Source organism: Rhizobium sp. WYCCWR 11152 (assembly GCF_013087615.1).
GTDB lineage: Bacteria > Pseudomonadota > Alphaproteobacteria > Rhizobiales > Rhizobiaceae > Rhizobium > Rhizobium indicum.
The window spans coordinates 1012086-1037262 of the sequence record NZ_JABFCP010000008.1; the positions used below are offsets into that span (position 1 = coordinate 1012086).

26 protein-coding genes are annotated in these 25177 nt (G+C 59.1%); 13 read left to right on the forward strand and 13 right to left on the reverse strand.

Features of this window, described 5'->3' with window-relative positions; genetic code table 11:
• Positions 1-145 precede the first annotated feature (145 nt).
• Complete coding sequence (locus tag G9X67_RS14980; protein WP_171599024.1) at positions 146-4537, reverse strand: ATP-binding protein; 4392 nt, start codon at positions 4535-4537, stop codon at positions 146-148.
• Between the two features lie 79 nt (positions 4538-4616).
• Between G9X67_RS14980 and G9X67_RS14985 the strand changes: the two genes are divergently transcribed.
• Positions 4617-4775, forward strand: a complete 159-nt coding sequence (locus tag G9X67_RS14985) for a hypothetical protein (protein WP_171599025.1) — start codon at positions 4617-4619, stop codon at positions 4773-4775.
• 403 nt (positions 4776-5178) lie between these two features.
• Here G9X67_RS14985 and maiA read toward each other — a convergent pair whose 3' ends face one another.
• The 4 genes from maiA to hppD all read right to left on the reverse strand — a co-directional run bounded on the left by maiA (position 5179) and on the right by hppD (position 9415).
• Positions 5179-5811, reverse strand: coding sequence for a maleylacetoacetate isomerase (gene maiA, locus G9X67_RS14990; protein WP_171599026.1), 633 nt, complete (start codon positions 5809-5811; stop codon positions 5179-5181).
• Positions 5808-6833, reverse strand: coding sequence for a fumarylacetoacetate hydrolase family protein (locus G9X67_RS14995; RefSeq protein ID WP_171599027.1), 1026 nt, complete (start codon positions 6831-6833; stop codon positions 5808-5810). The genes maiA and G9X67_RS14995 overlap by 4 nt, the downstream gene beginning before the upstream one ends.
• 49 nt (positions 6834-6882) lie before the next feature.
• Positions 6883-8244 carry a homogentisate 1,2-dioxygenase gene (gene hmgA, locus G9X67_RS15000; protein ID WP_171599028.1) on the reverse strand — a complete coding sequence of 454 codons (1362 nt, stop codon included), beginning with the start codon at positions 8242-8244 and terminating at the stop codon, positions 6883-6885.
• Positions 8245-8305: 61 nt separating this feature from the next.
• Entirely contained in the window at positions 8306-9415 is a 1110-nt protein-coding gene (hppD, locus tag G9X67_RS15005) for a 4-hydroxyphenylpyruvate dioxygenase (protein ID WP_171599029.1), read from the reverse strand.
• Positions 9416-9545: 130 nt separating this feature from the next.
• On the opposite strand from hppD, the gene G9X67_RS15010 reads away from it, so the two are divergent.
• On the forward strand, positions 9546-10025 hold the full coding sequence (locus tag G9X67_RS15010; protein ID WP_171599030.1) for an Lrp/AsnC family transcriptional regulator: 480 nt from the start codon (positions 9546-9548) through the stop codon (positions 10023-10025).
• A gap of 55 nt (positions 10026-10080) precedes the next feature.
• Here G9X67_RS15010 and G9X67_RS15015 read toward each other — a convergent pair whose 3' ends face one another.
• Entirely contained in the window at positions 10081-10542 is a 462-nt protein-coding gene (locus G9X67_RS15015; RefSeq protein WP_131663815.1) for an Lrp/AsnC family transcriptional regulator, read from the reverse strand.
• Between the two features lie 123 nt (positions 10543-10665).
• Between G9X67_RS15015 and G9X67_RS15020 the strand changes: the two genes are divergently transcribed.
• The gene (locus G9X67_RS15020; RefSeq protein ID WP_171599031.1) at positions 10666-11457 is read left to right on the forward strand and encodes a phenylalanine 4-monooxygenase; all 792 of its coding nucleotides are present in this window, start codon (positions 10666-10668) and stop codon (positions 11455-11457) included.
• Positions 11458-11517: 60 nt separating this feature from the next.
• Here the strand turns inward: G9X67_RS15020 and G9X67_RS15025 are convergent, their stop codons facing one another.
• Positions 11518-13299, reverse strand: a complete 1782-nt coding sequence (locus G9X67_RS15025; protein WP_138329970.1) for a heme peroxidase family protein — start codon at positions 13297-13299, stop codon at positions 11518-11520.
• A 688-nt stretch (positions 13300-13987) separates the two neighbouring features.
• Between G9X67_RS15025 and G9X67_RS15030 the strand changes: the two genes are divergently transcribed.
• The gene (locus G9X67_RS15030; protein WP_138329972.1) at positions 13988-15343 is read left to right on the forward strand and encodes a S8 family serine peptidase; all 1356 of its coding nucleotides are present in this window, start codon (positions 13988-13990) and stop codon (positions 15341-15343) included.
• Positions 15340-15570 (forward strand): hypothetical protein, encoded by a 231-nt coding sequence (locus tag G9X67_RS15035; RefSeq protein ID WP_017960086.1) that lies wholly within the window; start codon positions 15340-15342, stop codon positions 15568-15570. The genes G9X67_RS15030 and G9X67_RS15035 overlap by 4 nt, the downstream gene beginning before the upstream one ends.
• Positions 15571-15659: 89 nt before the next feature.
• On the opposite strand, the gene G9X67_RS15040 is transcribed toward G9X67_RS15035, so the two are convergent.
• Positions 15660-16661 carry a L,D-transpeptidase gene (locus G9X67_RS15040; protein ID WP_171599032.1) on the reverse strand — a complete coding sequence of 334 codons (1002 nt, stop codon included), beginning with the start codon at positions 16659-16661 and terminating at the stop codon, positions 15660-15662.
• A gap of 119 nt (positions 16662-16780) precedes the next feature.
• Here G9X67_RS15040 and G9X67_RS15045 point away from each other — a divergent pair, with 119 nt between their 5' ends.
• Positions 16781-17674: a LysR family transcriptional regulator gene (locus tag G9X67_RS15045; protein WP_138329975.1), complete on the forward strand. Its 894-nt coding sequence runs from the start codon at positions 16781-16783 to the stop codon at positions 17672-17674.
• Positions 17675-17774: 100 nt separating this feature from the next.
• Here G9X67_RS15045 and G9X67_RS15050 read toward each other — a convergent pair whose 3' ends face one another.
• The 4 genes from G9X67_RS15050 to G9X67_RS15065 all read right to left on the reverse strand — a co-directional run bounded on the left by G9X67_RS15050 (position 17775) and on the right by G9X67_RS15065 (position 19521).
• On the reverse strand, positions 17775-18089 hold the full coding sequence (locus tag G9X67_RS15050; protein ID WP_138329977.1) for a hypothetical protein: 315 nt from the start codon (positions 18087-18089) through the stop codon (positions 17775-17777).
• Positions 18090-18201: 112 nt separating this feature from the next.
• Positions 18202-18783: a BA14K family protein gene (locus G9X67_RS15055; protein WP_138329979.1), complete on the reverse strand. Its 582-nt coding sequence runs from the start codon at positions 18781-18783 to the stop codon at positions 18202-18204.
• A complete protein-coding gene (locus G9X67_RS15060) occupies positions 18780-18962 on the reverse strand; it encodes a hypothetical protein (protein WP_138329981.1) in 183 nt (60 codons plus the stop codon). The genes G9X67_RS15055 and G9X67_RS15060 overlap by 4 nt, the downstream gene beginning before the upstream one ends.
• Before the next feature lie 160 nt (positions 18963-19122).
• Positions 19123-19521, reverse strand: a complete 399-nt coding sequence (locus G9X67_RS15065) for a DUF1236 domain-containing protein (protein WP_138329982.1) — start codon at positions 19519-19521, stop codon at positions 19123-19125.
• A 299-nt stretch (positions 19522-19820) separates the two neighbouring features.
• Between G9X67_RS15065 and G9X67_RS15070 the strand changes: the two genes are divergently transcribed.
• The 4 genes from G9X67_RS15070 (at position 19821) to G9X67_RS15085 (ending at position 22595) form a co-directional block, all read left to right on the forward strand.
• The gene (locus G9X67_RS15070) at positions 19821-20087 is read left to right on the forward strand and encodes a hypothetical protein (RefSeq protein WP_129420623.1); all 267 of its coding nucleotides are present in this window, start codon (positions 19821-19823) and stop codon (positions 20085-20087) included.
• A 254-nt stretch (positions 20088-20341) separates the two neighbouring features.
• On the forward strand, positions 20342-20518 hold the full coding sequence (locus G9X67_RS15075; protein WP_171599033.1) for a hypothetical protein: 177 nt from the start codon (positions 20342-20344) through the stop codon (positions 20516-20518).
• A 62-nt stretch (positions 20519-20580) separates the two neighbouring features.
• A complete protein-coding gene (locus G9X67_RS15080) occupies positions 20581-21969 on the forward strand; it encodes a sensor histidine kinase (RefSeq protein ID WP_171599034.1) in 1389 nt (462 codons plus the stop codon).
• Positions 21970-21971: 2 nt separating this feature from the next.
• Positions 21972-22595, forward strand: coding sequence for a response regulator transcription factor (locus tag G9X67_RS15085; RefSeq protein WP_138329986.1), 624 nt, complete (start codon positions 21972-21974; stop codon positions 22593-22595).
• A 6-nt stretch (positions 22596-22601) separates the two neighbouring features.
• Here G9X67_RS15085 and G9X67_RS15090 read toward each other — a convergent pair whose 3' ends face one another.
• The gene (locus G9X67_RS15090) at positions 22602-23090 is read right to left on the reverse strand and encodes a hypothetical protein (protein ID WP_138329988.1); all 489 of its coding nucleotides are present in this window, start codon (positions 23088-23090) and stop codon (positions 22602-22604) included.
• 288 nt (positions 23091-23378) lie between these two features.
• Between G9X67_RS15090 and G9X67_RS15095 the strand changes: the two genes are divergently transcribed.
• From G9X67_RS15095 to G9X67_RS15105, 3 genes are all read left to right on the forward strand, one after another.
• Complete coding sequence (locus tag G9X67_RS15095) at positions 23379-23876, forward strand: hypothetical protein (protein ID WP_138329990.1); 498 nt, start codon at positions 23379-23381, stop codon at positions 23874-23876.
• A 168-nt stretch (positions 23877-24044) separates the two neighbouring features.
• A complete protein-coding gene (xth, locus tag G9X67_RS15100; RefSeq protein ID WP_138329992.1) occupies positions 24045-24878 on the forward strand; it encodes an exodeoxyribonuclease III in 834 nt (277 codons plus the stop codon).
• Between the two features lie 80 nt (positions 24879-24958).
• Positions 24959-25141 (forward strand): hypothetical protein, encoded by a 183-nt coding sequence (locus tag G9X67_RS15105; RefSeq protein ID WP_138329994.1) that lies wholly within the window; start codon positions 24959-24961, stop codon positions 25139-25141.
• Positions 25142-25177 lie beyond the last annotated feature (36 nt).

Sequence of the window (25177 nt, forward strand, 5' to 3'; positions counted from 1 at the left end):
TGGTCAATATCGACCGCCAGTCGCCCGAGGTCCACGATTTGTCCTGCGTGGCCTGTGAGGCCTAACCTGCAAACTTTCCGATCCCGATCCGCGCGGCCCCCAACTGGAGTCAGTCCAGATAAAGTAGAGGTCGCCCTCTGCCCGCTTAGTTTACGACTGCGCTTTCAGGTTCCAGCTCGGAAGATGCTTTCCGCTGGCGGTTACGTGACTTTGCGTGTTCGGGCAACAGGCGAGGTTGGAGGTCGAGGCCACGCACTGTCAATCGCAGGCTGCCACCCATTTCCTGCTCGATTCGGACAGCTTCTTCATTCAACACGGCGATGAGGCCTGCCAAGTCTAGTGCCGAGCCGGTATCTGGATGTAGCCATGTTCGGGGAGATCTAACAGTGATGAGCAAACAGCCGGCGCGGCTGTTCTCCGCCGCCATATACTTGACCACGAGCTGGTCTTTGATCGTTGCCTTCAGGCCGGCTGCGGAGCGGTTCTTTTCACCGATCTTTAGCTCGATGATCGCCTCATGCGCTGAGCCAGTGGAGCGAAGGCGGATGTCGGTTTCTTTTTCGTCCGCCGTCACCGCCTCCTGATCGACCGTATAGGCAGCTTTGGCACCGGCGCGCAGCTCGCGGGCAATCTGCTGACGCATGATTTTCTCGTCCTCGATGAGCGCCCAGGCAGCTCGCGGAGAGTCGTCGCGCAACAGCGCGTCGTCCATATCGTCTAGCCGATCGACCATCAGCATAAACATCTCGCTGCGCGTCAGCGGCGGCAGTTCGTCATATCTGTCCAAAGCCACGATGTCGGCCTCAGTGAAGGTGGCCGCGTCCGCCTCCTCTGCCGCGCGTTCGCGAGCCATTGCCAACGCCCGGTCCTTGAAATCGGCGAAGAGTGGATCGTGAGCCAGTCTAAGTTTGATCGCCCAACCTTCGGGCCCCTTCGCCGACAAAAGCGCGTGGACGATGTTACTTCGGCCGCGTTCCGAGTGGTCGCGCGCGTTGGGTGTAAAACTCCCCTCGCGCTCTATATCATCGGACGGGCGGACATACTGATAAGCAAGGCGCGCGAGCCGTAGCAGCAATTCCGGGGTAAAGCCAGCGGCGGACAGATAGGTCTCACCATTACCGTGCGGATCGCCAAAAAGAGAACTAAACCACCCTGTTGCCAGACCGAACTTCGCAGGTGGAAAGGCCTCGATGGTCCTCGCGAGCGCTTCGACGCCGGCCTCTGGGTCGAGGCGCATCAGAACCGGCAACCATATGCCACTCACGGTACCTTTCGCACCGTTTGCCAGTTCGGCCTTCGCGAGCGCGTGAACGTAGGCAGCGGTGTCGGCGTCGCCATGTTGTATAAGGATTTGAACCGCTTGTCTGAGCCGGCTCGCACGCGCAGACTCGTCCTCGTCATGCCCGAGCCGCCATTTACCTGCCTCCAACCAATCACGCAGACGAGGCACGAACAAGCGAGCGACAGACGAGGCCGAATGCCGGATATCCTGCAACATCCCGGAATGCTGGATAGCTGGTTCGTCGAGTTCCAACGTCAATTCTTTTCCCAGCACGGCATCTACGGCGTCGGGATGCACGCCAGCAAATCCTTCAAGCCAGGCTGGAAAGCCGTTCAACTCAATCGGCACGTATCGCAGGGCCAGCTCGGCCTCGTCCTGATTGAGTTTATCTGCCCATCGGGGATCCTCGGCCTCGGCGGCGACCCCAGCGAGGCCGAGCTGCCACCGGATCAAGAAGGTTCCCTTTTGTTCTTCCGGCCGTTCGCTCCGCAGCGTGGGGCGGTCGTTGCGCCAGACGGCCATCACCGCGAGGCGCAGCCGGTCAGCAACAGCCTTGTTGAAATGCCGCTCGATAAAACGCCGGTTCCATCCCGAGGCACGGCTCTCATCGCCACTTTGTCTCATTGCCCGCCACAGACTCCAGGCGGTGCCTTCGGACCGGTCCGCGGCGAACACCATATCGGGACGCTTGACGATTTCGTCCCAGAACCTTGTCCAACTCGCATGAGCTTTCGCTTCGCTGCGTCCGTCACGCTTCTGCTGCCGAGCCTCCTCGCGTTCCCATTTTTGCATTTCGGGGCTGAGGGTTCGCGGTTTAGCAAGTTGGTCGAGGCGCTCGACCGACTCCGGGAGATCGGAGACATGCGGCCTTAGCATCGCCAGATGATCGGTCCATTCGACATCGTCGCCACGGAGACTGAGCGCCGCCTCCAGCACCATAGCGCGCTCTGCCGCAGGTCGGTCGCGATCTGCGAGCGATCCAAGCAGCCATCCTGCATCGGCAGCGACCAGATGAATTATTGCTCCGTGATACGCCAGGTGCGCAAATCTTTTAAAGGGGTCTGTCTGCTGCTTATAGGTTTGAAGCAACTTGTCATCGGCCTCGAACATCAGGCGACGGGCATCGGGTGGCAAGCTGCGGAGAGCCGCCATTAACTGCTTAACAAGCTCCGAGTGGTCGTACTCTCGATCGACGAGCCGTAATGCGACCGCGATGGAGTACATCAGCTCCGGCGTCGCGATTCCAGCCTGGAGCTGGCGGAGGCAAGTCGACACCAGTGCTGGCAAAAGGAACTGCCTTCTACTGGTAATAGGAGGCCATTTCTTCTCGTTATAGGCGATTCCTTCCGTTGCCAGTTCGGTAAGTCCACTACGTAACGCATCGAGCCTGTTGGTTGACAGATTAACCTGCTCTATCCGACGCGGGAGATGCCACGAGATATCACCGACCGAGCGCTTCTTTTCCGTGACTCGCGCGAGGGTCTTGCATAGCTGCTCTGCGGAAAGGTGGTCGGGAAACAGCCGCGAAAGCGCCGCCCGCGTAAGGCGGTTCGGCCAAAGCGGCGGGTCGTCGGTCAAGCTGGCGCTGACTGCTGGCAGGCGAGGATCAGCCAAGTGGATGAGGGCTTCAAGTGCGTCAATTCGCTCGCTGTCGGGCGCTGTTCCGGCGGTTGCGACATCGTAAGCAATATCCGCGCAATCGGCCATTTTCCCCAGACCGATCAAAGTTAGCAGCATTTCGCGGACTTCGTAGTTTTCGATACCGCCTTCCCAGAGGCTCTGGACTTCCGGTCCCAGATCAGCCGCCGCGAAACGATGGAGCTGAATGCTAGGCACACGCAGTCCACGCCAGCCGCCTTCGCCATGACGTCCCACATACGCGCGCAAGGCTCGTTGTCGCTTCACTGCGGAAAGCGATTCAGGGTCGCCGAAATTCAGCAGAACATCTGGTTCTCGCCGCAGCACCTCTTCGAAAACCGCATCGTCGCGCAGCGCCATCCAGGCGGCGACGGGGCGGAGCGACGGTTTGACGACCTCCTCGCCTTGAGCCGTCGTTGTGAAAAGGACGCGCTTCGCCGACCGGAACGACATCCCTCGCTCGATCAGGGCAAGAAGGTGCTCAGCAGCCAGATATTCTATCACGGATCGATGGTGGAACCGCACCCGGCCATATGAAGCGAAGCCGAAAAGCGAGCGCTCCAGAAGTGTCGTACGTTCGTCCTGCGGCCATTCGTGTAAGATTAATGAAGGATCGAGCGGCGCGTCAGCCGGATCGCCCTGACGGTCAGCTTCCGCGCTATGGCGCAAGGTAAGCTTACGACTGAGGGTGGCAGCCAGAGCGAGGCGACGGGCACCTTCCAGTGCCTTGTCAGCAGACAAAGCCGCCCTTTCCGGGCGGTCACTCCGCGGCTTCAACTTCACGGCGATATTGCTCGCCACCTGATCACGATGCGAACGAATGCGACGGTGAACTCGCCAATCGGCACATAGCTCGATTAGGTCTTGCGGACGACGCACGAATTCCTCGGCGTCGCGCTGCCGGATATCGGCGAGCAATGCATCGGGGTCGTCCACACCTTCCTTGATCGCCATCTGCTTTATTTGGGCGTCGGATAGGGGTAGCAGGGCAACGTTGCGCCAATCCTGTGCAATCTTCTCCACTGTCGATTTCTGCGGTCGGCGCGCCATCGCGATATCAGCGAAGTCCTTGCTGGTCGGAGTCTCCTCTGGCTCATCGGGCACAGGCAGTATCTGTCGGAAGAGCTGCTCGTCGACGGGGATGGGTCGGGAGGTGATAACCACGCGGATTCGGCCGAACTGCCCCGCAGCTGCCTTCGCCAAGCGTTTCAAGGCCTGCTCAAATGAGCCGAGGCTGAGTTTCAACTCGTCGACGGAATCGAGGAAGAATGTCGCCACGTCGGATTGGGACGCATGCCAGGCATCGAAGCGGTCTTCCTCTTCGTGCGAGAAAAGATCACGCAGATTGGAGCGCGCGAGGTCGGCCAATTCAACATAGAAAGCGGGTTCCCCCAAAGCCCATAACGTTCGCTGTTTAGCTCGGCACTCATAGGTTTTGCCTGCACCTGCTTCAGAAATAATGAGAACGCGTTTGGATTCTAGCAGATCAGACCAACTCGAGCCGCTATGCCACCCCAAATCCCATAGGAATGCTGTTTGCGCGGCTTCAGTATTCCTGTCGTTAGGAATGTCCTGAAAGCTGCGCTCGATATCGTTTGTGTTATCTTCTGTTGCCATCCAGTGCTCCTCCCAGGGAGCCAGAACATAATGACAACATCGGGTTTAGGCTATCGCGTTTTTTGGGGGTTTGAGACAAATGGACGTCGACAAGCATCTTCGGATCGTCGGAGATTTCAAACGCACCCTTTATCGCAAGGCCGCGCTCCCCCGGCGCTCCGTCGAGACGTTGGTAGGAAATTGCCGCATGCCCCTCTCCGGCCAGGACGACGAACGCCAGCAGCAACGATATGAATGAGAGGGATTTCCGCATTCTACCCCAGCCTTCGAGCACGTATTTCTCCTGTCGTCACTTGCAGCATATCTTGCGCACGTATGCATTCCCGAGGGTGATCGTCGGAATCCTTTGCGATGAGCCCGTGAGCTTCAATGCGACCAAGCCCGTGTCCATCACGGGTGCGACGATCAACAGCTTTGACGAGAACATTTCAGACCTACCCCAACAGCATCCGATCAATGCACAAGGGGCAATCTTCTGGCAAGCGGCACAATCAGGAGTGTTGATACAAGGTAAACGTCGGTTCCTCGCCGCGATCGTGAGATCCCAGTCCACGCGATCTGATGTGTGCCGGCCATGGATGCGAGAGCCGCAGGAAGAAGGAAACGCTTCTTCGAATTTCGTCCCGGGTCCGGCTCTGCCGTTACGGTTTCACGCGGTCGGGATGCGCCGCCTGGAAGGCGGGCAGCTCGACGCATCTGCCGTCGATGTCGACGATGCGCTTGAAAGCGGTCAACTCAATGCCCCAGCGGCGGGCATTGTAGACTTGGGGAACAAGACAGAGGTCGGCCATCGTCGGCGTATTTCCAAAGCTGAATGCGCCATCGGCTTTACCGATCATGGCTTCCAGTTTGCCCAGTCCGTCGCTGATGAAATGCTTCATCCATTCCTCGCGAGCATCGGCCTTCTCGGTCATGCTCATGAGATGCGACACGACATGCAGGTTGCAGATCGGATGGATGTCCATGGCGATCGCATATGCGAGGGCGCGGACTTTCTGGCGATCGGCAATGTCCGGTGGCAGCAATCCGCATTCCGGCCGTAGCTCGGCGAGGTATTCGACGATCGCCAGCGACTGGGTCAGTGTTTTTCCGTCGATCACCAATGTCGGCACCAGACCCTGCGGGTTGAGGGCCAGATATTCCGGAGTCTTGTGTGCGCCGTCCAACAGGTTGATGGGCACGGTTTTGTAATCGATGCCCAAGAGGTTGAGCGCGATACGGACGCGATAGCTCGCCGATGATCTCCAATAGTCGTAGAGAACGACCTCGTTCATTGCGGCCCGGCCCCGCTGTATTTTTCGACTGTCTGCTCGATCGCCCCGAAGATCGAATGGCCGGCCTGATCCTTCATCTCGATGCGGAGCTGATCGCCGAACTTCATGAAGGGGGTCTTCGGCGATCCGGTCTCGATGGCCTCGATCATCCTGATTTCGGCAATACAGGAGTAACCGCTTCCGCCGCCTTCCACCGGCTTGCCCGGGCCGCCGTTGAGCTTGTTGGACACCGTTCCGGAGCCGATGATCGTGCCGGCAGCGAGATTGCGGGTTTTGGCGGCATGGGCGATCAGTTGGCCGAAATCGAAGGTCATGTCGATACCGGCGTTGGCCTTGCCGAAGATCCGGCCGTTCAAGCTCACCAGCAGCGGCAGATGCAGCTTGCCGCCATCCCAGGCATCCCCGAGCTCGTCCGGCGTCACCGCGACCGGCGAAAATGCCGAGGCCGGCTTGGACTGGAAGAAACCGAAGCCCTTCGCCAGTTCGCCCGGGATCAGGCCGCGCAGCGACACGTCGTTGACGAGCATCAGCAGCCGGATGGCGCTGCGGGCGGCTTCCGGGCTGGAACCCATGGCGACGTCGCCTGTTATGACGGCGACCTCCCCCTCCATGTCGATGCCATAGGCTTCGTCCGCCGCCAGGATGGGATCGCGCGGCGCGAGGAAAGCGTCCGAGCCGCCTTGATAGATCAGCGGATCGGTCCAGAAGCTCGCCGGCATCTCGGCGCCGCGCGCCTTGCGCACCAGTTCGACATGGTTGACGTAGGCGGAACCGTCGGCCCATTGGTAGGCTCGCGGCAAAGGTGACGTCGCGTCATGTTCGTGAAACCGGATCGTCGGCTGAGCGCCAGTCTCGAGGCCTTCGGCAATGAGCGCGAGCCTGGGAGCCACATGCGCCCAGTCATCGAGTGCTGCCTGCAGGGTCCGGGCAATGTGACCGACCTCCGAACAGCGAGTCAGGTCGCGGGAAACGACGACGAGCCGGCCGTCCCGCGTGGAGTCTTTTAACGTTGCAAGTTTCATGTCCGAAATTCCGTGCCGGAGGGTGTTTGGCCGATCGTCACTTGATGCATCATTTGATGCCGGGGGTTCCGTCGAACTTGCGTTCCAGGCCGTCCCAACATTCCAGGTAGTTATCCTGCAGCGTTTCAAGCTCGGCTGCGTATTTCGTCAGTTGCTGCGGGTACCGGGTCTCGAACATGAAGGCCATGGTGTGATCGAGCTTCACGGGTTTGAGCTCGGTATTGGATGCCTTTTCGAAAGCGAGCGCGTCCGGCCCGTGGGGAAGCATCATGTTGTGCAGGCTCATGCCGCCCGGCACGAAGCCCTCTTCCTTGGCGTCATACTGGCCGTGGATCAGGCCCATGAATTCGCTCATGATGTTGCGGTGATACCAGGGCGGACGGAAGGTGTGCTCGGCGACCAGCCAGCGCGGCGGAAAGATCACGAAATCTACATTCGCGGTGCCGGCATCTTCGGTCGGCGCGGTCAGTACCGAAAAAATCGACGGATCGGGATGATCGAAGCGGATGGCGCCGACCGGAGAAAATGTCCGCAAGTCGTATTTGTAAGGCGCGTAATTGCCGTGCCAGGCAACCACATCGAGGGGCGAGTGGCCGATCTCGGTGACATAAAATTTTCCGCACCACTTCACATGGACGCGGCACGGCGTTTCCTTATCCTCGAAAGCGGCGACAGGTGTCTTGAAGTCGCGCGGATTTGCCAGGCAGTTGGCGCCGATCGGGCCGCGGTCCGGCAGGGTGAATTTCGCGCCGTAGTTCTCGCAGATATAGCCACGCCAGACCGTCTGCTCGCCGCTCTTCAGAATCTTGAACATCATGCCGCGCGGGATCAGGCATATTTCCAGGGGCTCGACGTCCATGATGCCCATTTCGGTGAACACTCTGATGGCGCCGAGCTGCGGCACGATCAGCAATTCACCATCGGCATCGAAGAAGTAATCGTCGACCATGTCCTCATTGAAGACATAGGCATGGGCGGACATGCCCACCTGGGTGGTGGCATCGCCTGCCGTCGTGATGGTCCGCACCCCTTCAAGGAACGTCAGTCTCTCAGCGGGTGCGGGGATGGGATCCCAGCGAAGCTGGCCGAGAGGAAGCGAATGTTCGTCGAGACACGGCGCGGTTTTCCAGAGGGGATAGGACGCGTTGGAGAAGCGGCGGGTGTGGCGCACGCTCGGGCGGATGCGGTAAAGCCAGGACCTTTCGTTGGTCCCGCGCGGCGCGGTGAACGGCGAGCCGGAAAGCTGCTCCGCATAAAGACCATAGTTGCATTTTTGCGGGCTGTTCTGGCCCTGCGGCAAGGCGCCGGGGAGCGACTCGGTTTCGAAGTCATTGCCGAACCCCGGCATATATTTCAGCGTGTTTGCCGTCGCGGCTTCACCATCCGACGTCTGGATCGATGTCTGGTCCATGCTCACTCCTCCCCGAACACTCCAGCGCCGCGCGTCTGAAAGATGCGCGGCGCTAGTGAGTTTACTCCGCTGCAGTCCCGATGACACCACGCTTGATCTGATCGGCCTCGATCGACTCGAAAAGCGCCCGGAAATTGCCTTCGCCGAAGCCTTCGTCGCCCTTGCGTTGGATGAATTCGAAGAAGATCGGGCCGATGACGGTCTTGGAGAAGATCTGCAGCAGGATTTTCGTCATGCCGCCATTCACCACACCTTCGCCATCGATGAGGATGCCGTGTTTCTTCATGCGTTCGACAGGTTCACTATGGCCGTTCACGCGTTCATAGGACATGTCGTAATAGGTCTCCGGCGGACCCGGCATGAAGCGCAGGCCGTTGTCGGCCAGCCTGTCGGTGGCGTCGTAAATATCCTCCGTTCCAACGGCAATGTGCTGGATGCCCTCACCCTTGTACTTCTTCAGATATTCCTCGATCTGGCTGGTGTCGTCCTTCGATTCATTCAGCGGAATGCGGATTTTCCCGCAGGACGAGGTGATGGCGCGGCTCACCAGACCGGTGATGCGCCCATCGATATCGAAGAAGTGGATCTGCTTGAAATTGAACAGGTTGCGGTAAAAATCCCACCACTTGTCCATATTGCCGCGGAAGACGTTGTGGGTGAGATGGTCGAGATAGTAGAAACCGATCCCGTCGGGCCGCGGGTTGCGCTCGCCTAGCCAATCGAACTCGGCATCGTAAACCGATCCCTTTGCCCCATAGGTCTCGACGAAATAGAGCAGCGAGCCGCCAATGCCGACAATCGCCGGGACGTCGAGCGTCTTGTCGTCCCCTTCATAGGGAACAGCGCCTTTTGACACCGCTTGGTCGAAGGCGTGCTTGGCGTCGACGACGCGCCAGGCCATCGATGGGGCGCAGGGACCATGATTTGCGACGAAACGCGCGGCATGACTGCCGGGTTCGGCGTTCAGGACATAGTTGATATCACCCTGGCGCCAGACGGTGATGTCTTTCGTCTTGTGCTTGGCGACCGCAACATAGCCCATGCGTGTGAAGAGCTCGCGCAGCGTCTCGGGCTCAGGATGGGCGAACTCGACGAATTCGAAGCCGTCGGTGCCGGCCGGATTGTCGGCGGTGATTTCCGAGGGCGGCGCGTCATGCGGGAAAGGACCCATTTTCTTTCCTCCAGAGGAGATTGCATTTGATATGCAAAGTGTGGCCCAAAACGCGTGCAAAGTTCTTGCATTCTTTATGCTTCAGGAGGAGATTATGCACGATCCGTGAGTGTTTTGGAGATTTGGTGCAATGGATGAGCCGCTCGATAAATTGGATTTGCGTCTGCTCCAGGAACTTCAAAAGGACGGCAGGCTGACGAACAACGAATTGGGCGAGCGGATTGCGCTTTCACCGTCGCAATGCTCGCGCCGGCGGACAAGACTGGAGGCTGAAGGGTATATTCGCAGCTACCGCGCTTACCTCAATCGGCAGAAGCTGGGTCTCGATATGCTGGTGGTCATCTCCGTGACGCTTGCGACCCATAATAGAGACAATGCCCGCCGATTTTCGCAGCTGATCAACGGGTTGCCGGAAGTTCTCGAAGCCTATGCGCTAACCGGTGAAATGGATTATCACCTGACGGTCGCGACCCGCGGCCTCGCCGACCTCTCCAAATTCGTCAACGACGTGCTGTTGCCCCACGAGTCGGTGCAGCACGTGAAGACATCAATTGTCCTCGACACGCTGAAGACATTCGAGGGCTTTCCGGTGACGATGCCGGGCCATTGACATGGCGACAGCGCGACAATGATGCCGACAGCATCGCCCTGCGCAGATATCTTAATCAGATCGGCAGTTCGGTCGAGAATTTCAGCTCGCGCAGCACGAAGCTCGAGACCACCGTGCGCACATGCGGGTTGCGCATGAGATAGCGGGTCATGAAGGCTTCGTAGCTTTCCACGTCGCTTGCCCTTATCTTCAGCATGTAATCGAAGGCGCCTGACAGGGCGTAGCATTCCATGATCTCCGGCCGCTCCAGTACCACCGAAGCGAAAGATGCGACCGCCTCTTCGTGGTGATCCTCCAGCGTCACATGCGCGATGACGCAGAGCTTGAGATCGAGTTTTCCAGGATCGAGCAGCGTCACGCGCTTGCGGATGACGCCGTCGGCTTCCAGCTCTTGGATCTTCCGCCATGCCGAACTTTGCGACATGCCGGCCTTTTCCGCCAGGTCGGCCAGCGAAAGGCTGCCGTCGGCCTGGACAAGCTGCAGAAGCTTGCGGCGGAAATTCCCAGGTTCTTTCATTTTCTGCGTCGCTTCCGAGAATATTTGCCATCACTATGGCAATTTCCGGCACGAAAGAAAAGAAAATCCAGCTGAGACGGGGGATAATTGGAGGAATATCGCCGCATCTGGGAGGATGAGCTTATGACCAAAGAAAGCAGCTACACCGCCAAATTACCCGGCCCGGACGGTCTCTATGACTACACCCCGGATGAAGATGCGATCTGGGGCGAACTTTATCGGCGTCAGATGAAGCTGCTCGCGGATACCGCCTGCCGCGAATATCTGGGCGGCGTCAAAATGCTGGGGCTGAAGCCGGGTAAGGTGCCTCAGCTTCTCGACGTGAACAGACGCCTGAATGAGACAACCGGCTTCGGCGTCGAAGGCGTGCCGGCGCTCATTGCGCCCTCGCGCTTTTATGAGCTTCTGTCGCAAGGCAAATTCCCGCTCGCAACCTTCCTGCGCCGTCGCGAGCATATCGACTATATCGAGGAACCGGATCTGTTCCACGAGGTCTTCGGCCACTGCCCCATGCTGACCAACCAGAGCTATGCCAATTTCGTCCGGCATTTCGGCGAAACGGCCGTCCGCCTCGGCAAGGGCTATTCATGGCACCTGTTCCGGATCTTCTGGTTCACCGTCGAATTCGGCCTGATCAATACGCCGCAAGGTCGCCGCTGCTTCGGTGCGGGCATCGTCTCATCGCCCAGCGAAGCGAAGGCAGCAATGGAAGGCAAGGCGTGCGAATTCCGGCCGTTCGATCTGCTGAGCGTGCTGAGGACGCCCTACCGGATCGATATCCTCCAGCCAATCTACTATGTCATCGACAGCTTCGCCGATCTGGAAGCGATCGTGGAGCAGGATATCGAGGCCACCATCCTCAAGGCAAAATCACTGGGTGATTTCGCCCCCGCTTTCGAAGCCAAGGCTTCGTGAACCCCGATGATAGGGCGTTTTGCCTCGCCGCGGTGCGGCGAGGCAACAGTCTTGCGAGCACTATTGCATGACCGCCGCGAACCGCATCCACTTGGCGATCGAGTCGATCGGTGAGTTGTCCGGCATCTTGAGAGGGCTCTGACTGGGCGTGAACCCACGCGAAAGAGCCGAGTCCGGATCCGCAAGCAGCACGCCCACGAAGGTCGACGCCACGAGACAGCTCCCGACTTCGCCCAATCGATTTCCGCCTGCAGCCTCGGCTTCGGCCAGAATGTAGAACCAGAGCGGTGTACGTTCGTGGAAACGCGATGCAGTGCCGGCGAGGAAGTTCTTCAGATCGGGCTTCGCGGCGAACAATGCTGAAACATCTTGGATCGGCGAGGACTGCACCGCGCCAGTCTGGTTGAGATGCTTGTGTAAAGCCTGACCCGTCGGGAGCCTGAGATTGTAGCCCCGACGAAGGTTCCGCCTTGCCAGGTTCTTGAACAACTCCTTGAGCTGTTGGTCGGCCTGGTCTTCGCCTTCCTTGAACAGCGTATGCAATGGCGGAGCAAGTTCCGTATCGATCCTCCTGGCAAGACGGGCCGGCTCCCCATCGCTCGCATCATGGGGATCGGCTCCCGTAAAGCGCGTCCAGTCGATTATCCAATTCTTGGGCAGCTTCTTCTCGTCATCCAGCCTGCCGCCGCCGCCGGTGAACTCGAAAAGCAACCTCAAGGTGGCGCGCGGTAGAATACCTGTGCCCGGCCGCCCAAAGTTCTTGTTGTAGTCATAGAAGGTTCTGACCATGGAATGACCGAACCGATAGGCTGCGGTGGAGAACTCCAACGGCAGAGCATTGCCGAGCCGGGTATTCTGCCTCCGGGCATCGAACTCGGCTCTGAATTTGAAGAAATGAGATGCCCGATCCTTGACGACGCGGTCCACCACAACCGGATCGCAAACGCCCTTGAGATATCCTTCTACAATCAACCATTGGTAATGGAGTCTTGTCAGAGCCTGCGCTGAGCTGAAATCGGCGATCCAGCCCGTATCATGCGATGCAAGATAGTCGACGGCCTTGTTATGGAACCGGAGAAAGCTCAGATGGAACTGCGCGACGACGAGATTTTCATCGTTGCGATTATCCCCGATTATCGCCCGCTGGGGCAAGCTATCGGAGAATTTCTGAAACGCCTCGGGAGTCATCGCCGCCTGAGCCAGACGTAAAGCCGCCTCCCGGACAGACGACTGGACCTGGCCGTAACGAGGAAGGTCGCGATGTTCGTCGAGGTTGTCTGGAAGCGGCCCCGGATCGACGGCTGTCCCGACACGCATTTTGTTTGTCAGCGTCGGGTGGCGAAGGCCGGAGATCACTTTGACAACATCTGCATCGATCCCCTCGCCGACGGCAGATCCGCCGTAGACACTATCCAGATCGAAGCGGGGCGAGCGAGCATTCCTGAACTGACTCTCCACTGTCGACGAGGCGACAGGCGGGTGTGCGTTGACCATGCTCGAGATCGCCCCTTCGCGATCAGTTCGGGCCGTCAGCTCGTGATCCAGGAATTGTCCCCAATATGTGAAGACAGGCGGGAGCGTGGAATCTTCCGTCGGATCCTCGCTCGTCGGCGTCGCGACAACATCGATCATCATTTCGCCGAGCTCATCGAGCTCCCCAAGCGTTTCCGCCGTGTTGGGAAGGTAATTCTCTGGCGCATCTAATGGCGGTACGAAATAACCGAAGTCAGCTTCTTCATCGACCGCGACGTCACCCGTCGCTGGCCGCCCGGCCCGAATGCTCGGCCCTGGAACTGCGCGCTCTTTCTCCGCACCCCCGTGCGATTGAAAAACGATTGCCATTGGCAACACCCTCCGTTTTCCAGCCCGCGGGATAATTCATACACCTAGAACGCGAAGTCAACTAATCATATTGGGCTATTATTCATCTTAAAGTTGGTAAATTACCGGTAAAGCTCAGTCGATGTCTGTGCGGATTCAGCGCACTCGTTTTTTGCGCATCGTATTCCCTGCCCCGCGGTTGGCGCCTCGCTATAAGCGGTGCCATTGCCGGTATCGCCGGCGCTTTTCGCGGCAAGTCCGTTATTGCACGGCAGTATCGATAATCGGACAGAGCCGCCTCAGGCACAAAAATAGCGAGGAAATACAATGGGGAGGAGATGTAGAAGTATAGGTTACCTGAAAAGCAATGAAACTCCGGCGAACGACCGCTAGAATTTTCATTTGCCAACTCAACAATAAGATGTATATTTGCCGCCGAGATTTCGGCCAGGGGAAGTACATCCCGAAATCGACCTACAAGGTACAATTTATTATGCTTGCCTGCCGAACGCTCCAATTTTCGGTTGGCGAAGCTTTGTGTTCTCGCGGCAAGTCAGCGGAAAAAACATCTAGTCAATCCGCATCGATCTACCTGCGGGGCCGCCGCTGTCCCGACCGCGAGTTTCGGTTCGATTAACGGGTATGCCGCACCGAGCTTGCGGCTTTTGTATTGCTTTCAAACCGTGAAAGATGGGGGAGAGTTGGTATCATGGCGAAATCAACGCGAGGCAGGGTCAACGCACCGGGCGACGGCACATCGGGTCTTGGTATGGTGGTGCGATTTACACCCAAAGCAAGGAGCGAGGGTGTACAGCAACTCGAAAAAGGTGGCTTCCGTGTCGCGTCGTCCAAAGATTTTCGCAGCGCCGTGGCGGTGCCAAATGATTTCGATGGCGCTGATGTTCAGTACTTCGAACGTTTCGGAATCGCAATTGTGCGCCGGGACGGCGAGAGACTGAAGCCCATGTTGCAAAATGCCATGCAGCGGAAGGTCGTCAGCGCGGCTCGGCCGGAGCGATCCTATCGTGCCCTCGGCGGCCCGCTGACGAAGCGGCTAGACCTCGCACAGGCAACGGTGGGCGGCGTTGCATCCCCTTTGGACCGTGATTACCTGCTCGGCTATCGTGACGCCGTGAACGAACTGGTCGATCGCTTATTGGGCAAAAAGGGGGCAGAGGGGCTTGTCGCCCGGGCCGCCTTTGACGAGACCGGCAACACCTGGGGACTGCAGGCTGTCAGGGCTATCGAAGGTGAGCTGAGCGGGGCCGGCATCAAGGTAGCAGTACTGGACACCGGATTTGACGAAACTCATCAGGATTTTGTCGGCCGTTCAGTCACCAAGAAGCTCTTTGCAACACGTAGTTCCGAAGGCGACGTTCACGGTCACGGAACGCATTGCATCGGTACGGCATGCGGTCCATTACGACCGACCAGCGGCCCACGTTACGGCGTCGCCTATGAGGCGGAAATCTATGCTGGAAAGGTGCTGGGCGACGATGGCTTCGGTACCGACCGGTCGATCATTGCCGGCATGGAATGGGCGCTGGATGAAGGTTGCCATGTTATTTCGATGTCGTTAGGCGCTGCAACGCAAATTGGAGATGCGCCAAGTGACGACTACGAGCAAATTGGGCAGGTATGTTTAGATGCGGGAACTTTAGTTGTTGCCGCCGCTGGGAACGAAAGTACTCGTCCTCAACAGATTAATCCAGTTGGTTCTCCGGCCAACGCGTCCACCATCCTGGGAGTCAGCGCCGTGGATCGCTCCTTCGCGCCGGCATCGTTCTCATGCGGCGGTTTGAATCCTGGTCAGGAAGTGGACATTGCCGCTCCTGGCGTCGATATATTTTCGAGCTTGCCCGATGACAAGTATGACCGGTGGGATGGCACCAGCATGGCGACCCCACATGTTGCCGGCGTTGCGGCTCTTATTGCTCAGTCTGATCCGAAGTTTCGCGGATGGGCGCTATGGGCGCGCTTGATTCAGCTTACAAAGCCTCTATCTTCCTCTGCTAGGGATGTTGGCAAGGGCCTGCTCCAGGCAAGAGGAAGCGGCGAGGTATGACGACCGATAAGATTGAAGTTACCATTCGGATCGACAAAAACGAGGCCCGCAGTTTGGGAGAGGTCGTCGGCGACTTGAAGTCGCAAGGCCTCGAACAGGTGCAAAGCCACGAGCGCTTCATGATTGTCAACGGTACTGTCAATCCTGATGCGCTCGATGCGCTTCGCGCGGTAAAGGGAGTCGCTTCAGTTCGGCAAGATGCTGCATACAAGACTCAAGCAAACTGATCAGCAGGCGGCACGGCCTATGCGCAGGCGCTGAGCAGGAAGTCGTCAGTGAGAAGCAGAGAAGAGTGGGATTTTCAATATCTTCCCCCTCATTTCGGCGTGGCTGAACTTCGATTGACGAAGTCCACCACGACCCCTGGCTTGACCATAGCCGCCAACTCTTCGGCATCCCAGTTCGTCAGCCGCACGCAGCCATGCGATCCCACCTTGTCGATGAGCTTCGGCTCCGGTGTCCCATGTATCCCATAGGTGGGCTCGGTCAGGTCGATCCAGACCGTGCCAACAGGACCGTTCGGCCCTTTCGGGATCGTCAGGACCGTGTTGTTCTTTCCCTGCTTGAAGTTGCGCTTCGGGTCATATCTGTAGACCGGCATCCGCGCGACGCCCTTGACCTTGTGCTTGCCTGACGGCGACGGATTGTCTTCGCTTCCGATCGTTGCGGGATAGACTGCAAGCAGCGATCCATCCGCGGCATAGGCGAGCACCTGCCCCGTCTTCCTGTCAGCCTCGATCCTCTTGGCCTTTCCTTCCCTTGGAGGACCGGGGTTCACAACCCACACCGTGTCGCCAGGAGCAAACTGTGAAGCCGGGTTGAGCGCATGCACGAGATCGATCCCCATGTGGAACCGCTCGGATAGCTTCTCCGCAACGCTCGTATATCCCAAGCTCCGCATCTTTGCCTTCTCGCCATAGTCTTCAGGGATCTCGTCAACGAGACCCGCGGCATCCTCTGCCGAGACGACATAACTCTCAACGATAGGAGCATTGCCTTCCAGGCGGGAGGCGACCTCAGGATCCAGCCTCCCGTCGACAGGCAGATTGTTCATCGCCTCGAAGCCGGCCACGGCCTTGTCGACGTTTTCGCCGGCGAGGCCATCGATCACGCCGGGAGACGATCCTGCGAGGTCGAGCAGAACCTGAAGACGGACGATCGCCGGGTCAGGATCTCCCGGCCCAGATTTCTCAGTCCCGATGGACGCAATCGACACGGTATTGATGTCTTCGGGTCGGAGTTCCCGCGCGGCGGCACCGCCAACGGAGAAGGCCAGAGCGAGCAGCGACATCGGCAGGGCTGTTTTCATGGACGACAAATGGCCGGCGGCGCAACTTGTTCCAGTGCAAACAGAGCCAGGCGGGTGTTCACGATGATTTCAATGTCCAGCCTCAGCAAATTCAGTACAACGGCCATTCGATCCGAAGGAGCTCGTGAATGCCGCGCGAGAGCGTCAATGACCTGATGGCTTTTCTGGCGGTTGCCCGAGAGAAGAGCTTTACGCGAGCAGCTGCGAAACTGGGCGTGTCTCAATCGGCGCTCAGCCACGTTGTCCGCCAGCTCGAGACGCGGCTCGGAATCCGGCTGCTGACCCGTACCACGCGGGCCGTTTCGCTCACCGACGCCGGAGAGCGGTTGTTCCAAGGCGTGGGGCCTCATTTCGACGAGATCGAGGCGCAACTTGAAACCCTCACCGAATTCAGGGAAAAGCCGGCCGGGAACCTCCGCATCACGGCATCAGACCACGCAATAAGGTGGATCATCTGGCCGAAACTCCAGCGCTTCCTACCGAACAACCCTGACATCAAGGTGGAGCTGATACGCGAAAACGGGCTGTCTGACATCGTGACCGAGCGCTTCGACGGCGGCGTCCGGATGGGGGAGCAGGTGGCGAAAGACATGATCTCGACACGCATCGGGCCTGATTTCCCCTTTGCCGTCGTCGGCGCGCCCTCATATTTCGACGGCAAGGGGGTTCCGGAGCATCCGCAGGACCTCGTCCGCCACAACTGCATCAACCAGCGCCTGCCCACATATGGCGGTTTCTGGGCATGGGAGTTCGAAGACAACGGGAAAGAGATCAGGATCAAGGTGGAGGGACAGCTTGCCTTCAACAACTCCTATCAGAGTGTGGAAGCCGCACTCGACGGACTTGGCCTGGCATACGTCCCGGAAGACGTCGCGCTACCTCATATCGCGGAAGGCCGTCTGAGACGCGTGCTGGAAGCCTTTTCCCCACACTGGGATGGCTACCATCTCTACTATCCCAGCAGAAGGCAATCCTCTCCGGCTTTCGTGGCGCTCGTCGACGCCTTGCGCCATCGAGCCTGACGATGTTCATCCTCTTTTTTACGGCGCCCTTAAGGAAAACGCTGATGCGCAGGGATCGCTTCCGGTGAGGCGCTCATTTGGCCGCCCGCTGGTGACCCTCTCAGTGAACTGTCTTCGACCGCTTCTCGGCATGCGAAATGTCATCGAGCGTGGCCATAAGCTTTTCGAATTCGTTCAAGACACGATTGAACTCGGCGTCCTGCATGTTGGCGATTTCGGATATGGCGGAGGACACGGACGCGATCAGCCTGTCGATCCAAACGCAGCGCTCGGCCGGCACATGTCCGAGAACTTCCCGCCGATGCGTCTTCAGCTCGCGGAGGATGCGAACGATAAGGGCTCCCCGGTCCGCCCGGCTCAAGAGCGGAAGCCTTGTCTGTGCCTGCTGGATTGCCGTTATCAGCGCCGTCGCCATCCCCGCTCTCCAAGCTCTGAATGCAACCACGTATCACAACCGTAGCGTTTGCAACACGGACTTTAGTCCGACTGACCAGGTGGTGCAATCGGGTCCGCACCGTGCGACCACATCAGTTACTCGTCGCAACGAGATCCGACATGTCGCAGCTACGCCGCGGTCCTTCCCATGGTTGATATGTATTGTCTTGCGGCCGATACGATCTGTAGCGAGCGGCGCACCGGGCTGCCGCCTGTGCATTCACTTTCGTGCCGACGCCTTCATCGGCCCCGGCGACAATCCGCTGGAACGGCGAAATGCACTCGCGGGTCCCGCCGCTATAGGATCGATAGCTGTTGGTCGCGGGATCGAAAGAGCGGTAGCGGTCCGCACACCAGGCAAGATGCTCGACTGAAAATTCTGGCTGGGGTGGCTGAAGTTTAGTCGGCGGGCGAGCGGAATCCGGCCTCGCCCTTGCGGTGATGACGGCCGATGCCTCGGTAACATAGCTGGAGTAGAGAGGCGCAATTCGTTCATAGCGCTGCTGCCGAGGATCGACTTTCACTGGCGTCGTCGTCCAGAGATCGCGCGCTGCAAGGTCATTGAATGCGTGGGGCTCGGAATCCGCGACGACGTGGGACGCGACAGATGCAGCAGCCATGCAAGCCCCGACCGAGCTTAAGATTCCAAAGGCAACGGATGCGATGGCTTTCATTGTCCCGACCCCTGCTGCTGAGCCTGTTGCTGGTGAGCCTGTGGAACCCAGACGCGGCCGGCACTACTGCTATGTCGGTCGCCGGTAACGACAAGCACGGCGAGAATACCGGCCATTGCCAGCAGGATGACGATCAGCGGCAAGACCAGACCGCCGGATTTCTCTTCACAATAGATCATGTTCCTCTCCTCGCTGGCGCCCCGGCGGCGGAGGTCGCCGCCGGGGGCATCGGCAGTTTTTGGCCGCACGACGACGCTGCCGTCGGTCGTGCGGCGGTTCCCGGACTTGAGCGATGATTTCCGGATGGAGGACGCGGCGGAGGCCGCGTGTAGGATCAGATCACTTGATAACCTGGATCACCTTGCGGGACGACGGTTCGACGATGACACGTTCATCATTGACCACCGCATAAGCATAGGTCGGGTCATCCGGTATAGGCGTCACCACAACCGTCTCCGGCAGTGGCTGGCCGACGACAACCTTCTCCTTCACGACCACGCGGGCCGACGGCGCCGGAGCCTCGCGAACATAGGTGATGACCTTTTGCGGCGGTGGATCGATCGCCGTACCAACGATCGCGCCGGCAACGCCGCCGACAGCAGCGCCAACGGGGCCACCGACGATCGCTCCGGTGACCGCGCCACCGGCCGCACCATTGACGGTCGAGGACTGGGCGAATGCGACGCCAGACATCAGGGTTGCGGCAGTTGCCGCACCGACGATAAGCTTGGAGATCATTTTCTCCTCCTTCTGTTTCGAGGCGGCCTTCGTGACCGCTGCGACACCAACTAGCTGGGGGCGCGGTCGTTCCACGGCCCGGACCTCAGTCTGATAGACCCCGGCCTTTGGTCCCAAACCCATGTCAATGCCCGTCGCCGGCGCTACTTCAGGATCGAAAGACCCCACGCACGGGCTTACAGCGCCACGCGTCTTTTCAGACGCGTAAAGGACGCTGTAACACTTTGAATTGCTGCATAATTTATCCTTAAATCGGTGCCGATTTGAGGAATTATGCAGGAGGCAGGAGACTGAAGGAGATGGCACGATCCAATCGCCGCGAAGCTGGACGCCGGCGCCTGGCGATGCGTTTGCCGCATATGCGGACGCTGATCATGGCAGCGTGCGACCCGTTGCAGCTCGAGCTCTTCGAGGCCTACCAGATGGCAGTCGAAGCGCGCGACACACTTCGAGGACGGCCATCCAATTCGAACCTGGTACGGGAATACGACGAGACCTGCTTCAAGATCGAGCAGCACGTCATCCGCGCGATGCAAGAACCTTCCTACGCGCAGCGCACGAGCTGAGTCCGCGAGCCGTCACGCCTTGGCGGACAGGGCTTTTGGACACTCCATTTGAAGGTCGCGCGATTGGTCCGCTGGCCTACACCAAGCGGAGTTACGAAGCGCGACCGACGACGACGAACGCGCTCATGCCGCCGCACGGACGAACTCCGTGGCGGGGGTCAGACCTTGGTCCCAACCCTGTCGGACCGAAGTCCCTGGGGTGGAACGCCCGTCGGACTCGCGCCGTTTCGAACGATATTGAAGGAGATCCGAACATGAACCAGAACCATAGATCCCGAGTGAATGACGCCTGTAACGCGTCCGTCTTCGCACTTGTTATCGTTCTGGCCGCTCTTCTCTACATCTTCGGCGCAGCCATGTCCGGCGATACCGCCGGGTTGACCCAGAGCGTGACAGGCGCCGAGGTGTTCGATACCAGGAATGTGCCCTGATGCTGTTTGGAAAACTCTAAAGACGCGTTAGGTTAATCGGGCAGTCTCTTACCGGTATCAAAATGAATTGGCTTCGCCGCTGGAATGCCCGCTCACTCGCCTCCCAGTTCTTCATCGCGGGTGGGCTCATCTCGATTGCCGCCATGTTCGTGGTGGGCTTTTTTGTAAGCCACCTCATAGAGGAAACCGTCATCCACAATTCGGGGGCTGCGACGGCGCTTTACGTGGACAGCGTGATCGCGCCGCTACTTCCCAATATGCAAACCGAGTCACTGCTGGACGACGCGAGTGCCCAGGCTCTGGATGAGACGCTCGGTCAGGGTGCACTCGGCAAACGCCTTGTTTCGTTCAAGCTGTGGCGAAGCGACGGCACCATCCTCTATTCGAACGAGAAGGAGCTGGTGGGCAAGACGTTTGCGGTCAGCGACAAGCTGCAGAGGGCATTCGCAGGATCTCTCGTCGCGCGCTACGAAATCGCCAGCGATCCGGAAAGCGACAAGGAGCGCGCGCTCGGCAAGCCGCTGATGGAGATCTATAACCCGGTGCTCCAGCCATGGTCCGGACAGGCGGTCGCCGTCCTTGAATTCTACGAGACAGCAGAAGGATTGGGCGATAGTCTGGCGCATGCCAGGCTCCGGAGCTGGGGCGCCGTCGCCGCTCTCACGGCGACCTTTTTCCTTGTTCTCTCCGTTCTGGTGTTCCGGGGTAGCCGCACGATCGAGGCGCAGCGCAAGGATCTCAAAGAACGGGTCACCGAACTGTCTGCGCTGCTGGCGGAAAACCGCGGACTCCAGCGGCGCCTGCAGCGCGCCTCCCAGCGGGCGGCAGCGTTGAACGAAACATATTTGCGCAGCATCGGTGCCGATCTGCACGACGGTCCGGCCCAGCACATCGCCTATGCCTCATTGCGCCTGGACAGCGACGTCTTGATCAATGCGTCCACCCAGCCCGAAGCGCGCGAAAAGGAGCTTGCCTGGATACGCTCGAGCCTTGCCGAAGCGATGACCGAGATCCGCAATATCTGCAGCGGACTGGTGCTTCCGCAGATCGAAAAATCCTCGATCACCGAGATCGTCACGCGGGTCGTCGAAGCGCATCAACACAAGACAGAAAGCCATGTCGAAACGATTGTCGACGAAGATGGACCGGAACTTCCCCCCGCCGTGAAGATCTGTATCTATCGCTTCATCCAGGAGGCGTTGAATAACGCTTACCGCCACGGCGGCGGCGTTCAGCAGGCCATAAAGGCTGTCTCGCGCGACGGCCATGTTTGTGTCGAGGTCAGCGATCACGGCGACGGCTTCGATCCGACCGAGGTGAGGCCAACGAGCCTCGGCCTCGTGGGGTTGCGGGAGCGCATCGACAGCCTGGGAGGATCTTTCGACATCAAGACAGGCGAAGGAGGAACGACCGTGACCATGATCTTCGAGCCAATGGAAGTGGGAGAGTAGGGATGACAGCAATCACCATCGGCGTCGTGGACGATCATCCGCTCTTTCGCGAGGGTGTAACGCGCAGCCTCTCCGAAATCAGCGGCTTTATCGTCGTTGGCGAGGGGGCCAGCAGCGATGACGCGGCGATGATCGCCTCGGACAACCATCCCGACATCATGCTCCTCGATGTCTCGATGCCCGGCGGCGGGCTGTCTGCGATCAGTGACGTCCTGGCGCGGAGCCCCACAACGAAAGTGCTGATGTTGACGGTATCCGAGGAGGTGGACACTTTGCTGGGAGCTCTGCAACGGGGCGCGATGGGTTATGTTCTGAAAGGTGTTGGTTCGCGTGGCCTCGCCGAAGCAATTCAAACCGTCCTGCGTGGCTCGCGATATATCTCGCCGACGATGTCGGCGAAAGTCATGGAAAATTCCTTGAATGGCGGAACCTCCGACAAAAGCAGCCTAACGCCACGCGAACGCGAGGTGATGGATCTTGTCGCTCAGGGCCTGTCAAACAAGCATATCGGCTTGCGTCTCAACCTGCAGGAAAAGACTGTGAAGCACCATATGACCCAGATTCTGAGCAAGCTTGGTGCCTCGAACAGGACTGAAGCGGCTCTACAATGGCGCGAACGGCGCTGAAAGAGGTTAGCGAAGGAAGCGGCTCAGCCGCCGGGCATCACTGGCCGTCGCCTGCCGACTTATAATCGTCCGGCCCTTCGAGTCCTTCATAACGTAGCGACCGCGTTGCAGAGTTTCAGTGATGCCGTTTGAATGGCGGACGTCGATGGAGCCATCGGACGCCGCTGTCGCTCTCGCGCCCGATCTTGCTGACGATCCTGTGCTAGAGGAAGATGATCCTCCACCACCGGCGGAATTTCCACCATTGCCGTTTCCGGAACCGCTATTGCCGTTGCCGTTGCCGCCACCGTTGCCATTCCCTCCCCCATTGCCATTGCCGCCGCCGTTGCCATTACCGTTGCCATTCCCGTTGTTGCCGTCCTTTGCCTGCGCAAAGTCCGCTGCCAGAACAGGAAGGGAACCGCCGAGTTTTAGTGTGACTGGTGATGCGGCAGCGACGAGAGCGACGGCCGCGCTACCGCCCAATCTCAGAAAATCGCGTTTCCGGATACTCATGCAATGGCCTCATTCGTCCGTTCTTCGCCGTTTCCCATCATATATGACGCATAAGATTTCTCGCTGTTCCCAAGACAAAATGCAACCGACCTAGGTAGTAGGCGCCAGCAAGACTTTGGTCCGGGCCGACCGATTGCCGCGGTCGACATCGGAAAGAGTCCAACGGCGTGATCATAAGCGCCGCTTACTCCCGTTGCTCCCTGTGCTTTGAAAAGGGCGCAAGCATTCTATGGAACTTCTGCCCTCGTCGTCGCTTTGTCTGTCAACGTGCAACAGAGGAAAACCCCAATGGCAAACCCGAACGAATCCCCCGCAGTCCAATCCATGCGAAAAGAGCAGGCAGAGCAGCGGAAGCAAACCCGAGACGGCCAACTCGACAAGGGTATCGAAAATACCTTTCCGGCGTCCGATCCGGTGTCAGCCACTCACACTTCAATTTCCGCCGGCCGCAGCGACGTCGAGGCGGCTGAGCGCGTGAAGCGAGAACCCGATCCCACCAAGCTCGACGAGGAGTTTCCGCTGGTGGATCAAGCCCTGCGCTCGACGGGCGAAACCGACCGTTCCTCCGAAGGGCTGGATGCCAATCGCGAGAAAATGCGCGCGCTTCAGAAAGAAGCCGGTCGGATGACCGAAACCGCTTCGGAACTGGCGTCCGGAACAGCCCGCCTCGCAAAAGCGGAAGCGCGCAGCTTCGTACGCGATCTCGAGGATCGCATACGCCGGCAGCCGCTGACAGCCGCAGCGATCGTCGCCGGCATCGCCTTCGTCTTCGGCGCGACGCGTTGAGGAGCCAAGTGACAGTCGCCTCGCTCGATCACCCGAGGCGATTCGACCGGCGGACCATTACGGTGTGGAGAGCCGCCTCCATTAGGACGAATGCGGGCGGGGATTTCCTGAGGACGAAACTCAGGAGCGCTTCTAGAGCCCGTCCGTGCTTCGACTTCCGAGGGCATCGTGAAAATCGCAACCTACAATGTCAACGGGATCAATGGGCGGCTGGACATCCTGCTGCGCTGGCTCAAGGAGGATGTCCCTGATGTAGTCTGCCTCCAGGAACTGAAGGCAGACGATGCCGGGTTTCCGCGAAAGGAAATCGAACGAGCCGGCTACGGCGCCATCTGGCACGGACAGAGATCCTGGAACGGCGTGGCCATCCTGGCGAAGGGCAAGACCCCGATCCTGACGCGGCGCGGTCTTCCCGGCGATCCTGACGATACCCACAGCCGGTATATCGAAGCTGCCGTCGACGGCATCCTGATCGGATGCCTGTATCTTCCCAACGGCAATCCGTTTCCAGGAGCAAAGTTCGATTACAAGCTGCGCTGGTTCCGCCGTCTGCAGGCGTACGCCGCCGAGCTCCTCGAGCTCGAGGTGCCTTCGATCCTGGCCGGTGACTTCAACGTCATGCCGACGGAGATCGACGTCTACAAGCCGGAACGCTGGCTGGACGACGCCCTCTTCAGGCCGGAAGTGCGCAAGGCCTATGCTGATCTCGTCGCTCAGGGCTGGACCGATGCCGTCAGACATCTTCATCCTGGAGAGCGCATCTACACCTTCTGGAAATACTGGCGGAACAGCTTCGAACGTGATGCAGGGCTTCGGATCGACCACTTCCTGCTCAGTCCGGCAGTCGCCCCGTTGCTTCGATCGGCAACCGTCAGGAGAAAGCCGCGCAACTGGGAGCATACGAGCGACCACGCGCCCGTCATGATCGAGCTCGACATTTCCGAAGCGGGAGCCGACCTAGGAGCATCAGCCCGCTCAGTGACGAACAAAGGGAACCCGTGATGTCGCCGGGAGTTAGGTTATAGAGCATCAATGTCGAGATCGCATTCCTGCCTCGCAATGCTCCAATTTGAGTGACCGCTATGGACGAAAGCAAAAACTACCTGAACACCGACGAGATCCAGGCCGACGATCAGTTGTCGCCGAAGCCGATCGAAGGAAAGGATCCGCCAAGGCGAGTGCGCAGAAGCGAGGAAGCCATCGCCGAAGGCTCTGACGATACCGAGCGCGTCCGGGTCCCGCCCCCCGTTGCGAATCCCGATTGATCACCCTATGGACCCGTCTCTAAATGATTCAGGTCC

Excerpts from the sequence above, each read along its gene's own strand:
- G9X67_RS14980 (WP_171599024.1), bottom strand. The coding sequence starts at position 4,537 with ATGGCAACAGAAGATAACACAAACGATATCGAGCGCAGCTTTCAGGAC.
- G9X67_RS14985 (WP_171599025.1), top strand. The coding sequence starts at position 4,617 with ATGGACGTCGACAAGCATCTTCGGATCGTCGGAGATTTCAAACGCACC.
- maiA (WP_171599026.1), bottom strand. The coding sequence starts at position 5,811 with ATGAACGAGGTCGTTCTCTACGACTATTGGAGATCATCGGCGAGCTAT.
- G9X67_RS14995 (WP_171599027.1), bottom strand. The coding sequence starts at position 6,833 with ATGAAACTTGCAACGTTAAAAGACTCCACGCGGGACGGCCGGCTCGTC.
- hmgA (WP_171599028.1), bottom strand. The coding sequence starts at position 8,244 with ATGGACCAGACATCGATCCAGACGTCGGATGGTGAAGCCGCGACGGCA.
- hppD (WP_171599029.1), bottom strand. The coding sequence starts at position 9,415 with ATGGGTCCTTTCCCGCATGACGCGCCGCCCTCGGAAATCACCGCCGAC.
- G9X67_RS15010 (WP_171599030.1), top strand. The coding sequence starts at position 9,546 with ATGGATGAGCCGCTCGATAAATTGGATTTGCGTCTGCTCCAGGAACTT.
- G9X67_RS15015 (WP_131663815.1), bottom strand. The coding sequence starts at position 10,542 with ATGAAAGAACCTGGGAATTTCCGCCGCAAGCTTCTGCAGCTTGTCCAG.
- G9X67_RS15020 (WP_171599031.1), top strand. The coding sequence starts at position 10,666 with ATGACCAAAGAAAGCAGCTACACCGCCAAATTACCCGGCCCGGACGGT.
- G9X67_RS15025 (WP_138329970.1), bottom strand. The coding sequence starts at position 13,299 with ATGGCAATCGTTTTTCAATCGCACGGGGGTGCGGAGAAAGAGCGCGCA.
- G9X67_RS15030 (WP_138329972.1), top strand. The coding sequence starts at position 13,988 with ATGGCGAAATCAACGCGAGGCAGGGTCAACGCACCGGGCGACGGCACA.
- G9X67_RS15035 (WP_017960086.1), top strand. The coding sequence starts at position 15,340 with ATGACGACCGATAAGATTGAAGTTACCATTCGGATCGACAAAAACGAG.
- G9X67_RS15045 (WP_138329975.1), top strand. The coding sequence starts at position 16,781 with ATGCCGCGCGAGAGCGTCAATGACCTGATGGCTTTTCTGGCGGTTGCC.
- G9X67_RS15050 (WP_138329977.1), bottom strand. The coding sequence starts at position 18,089 with ATGGCGACGGCGCTGATAACGGCAATCCAGCAGGCACAGACAAGGCTT.
- G9X67_RS15055 (WP_138329979.1), bottom strand. The coding sequence starts at position 18,783 with ATGAAAGCCATCGCATCCGTTGCCTTTGGAATCTTAAGCTCGGTCGGG.
- G9X67_RS15060 (WP_138329981.1), bottom strand. The coding sequence starts at position 18,962 with ATGATCTATTGTGAAGAGAAATCCGGCGGTCTGGTCTTGCCGCTGATC.
- G9X67_RS15065 (WP_138329982.1), bottom strand. The coding sequence starts at position 19,521 with ATGATCTCCAAGCTTATCGTCGGTGCGGCAACTGCCGCAACCCTGATG.
- G9X67_RS15070 (WP_129420623.1), top strand. The coding sequence starts at position 19,821 with ATGGCACGATCCAATCGCCGCGAAGCTGGACGCCGGCGCCTGGCGATG.
- G9X67_RS15075 (WP_171599033.1), top strand. The coding sequence starts at position 20,342 with ATGAACCAGAACCATAGATCCCGAGTGAATGACGCCTGTAACGCGTCC.
- G9X67_RS15080 (WP_171599034.1), top strand. The coding sequence starts at position 20,581 with ATGAATTGGCTTCGCCGCTGGAATGCCCGCTCACTCGCCTCCCAGTTC.
- G9X67_RS15085 (WP_138329986.1), top strand. The coding sequence starts at position 21,972 with ATGACAGCAATCACCATCGGCGTCGTGGACGATCATCCGCTCTTTCGC.
- G9X67_RS15090 (WP_138329988.1), bottom strand. The coding sequence starts at position 23,090 with ATGAGTATCCGGAAACGCGATTTTCTGAGATTGGGCGGTAGCGCGGCC.
- G9X67_RS15095 (WP_138329990.1), top strand. The coding sequence starts at position 23,379 with ATGGCAAACCCGAACGAATCCCCCGCAGTCCAATCCATGCGAAAAGAG.
- G9X67_RS15105 (WP_138329994.1), top strand. The coding sequence starts at position 24,959 with ATGGACGAAAGCAAAAACTACCTGAACACCGACGAGATCCAGGCCGAC.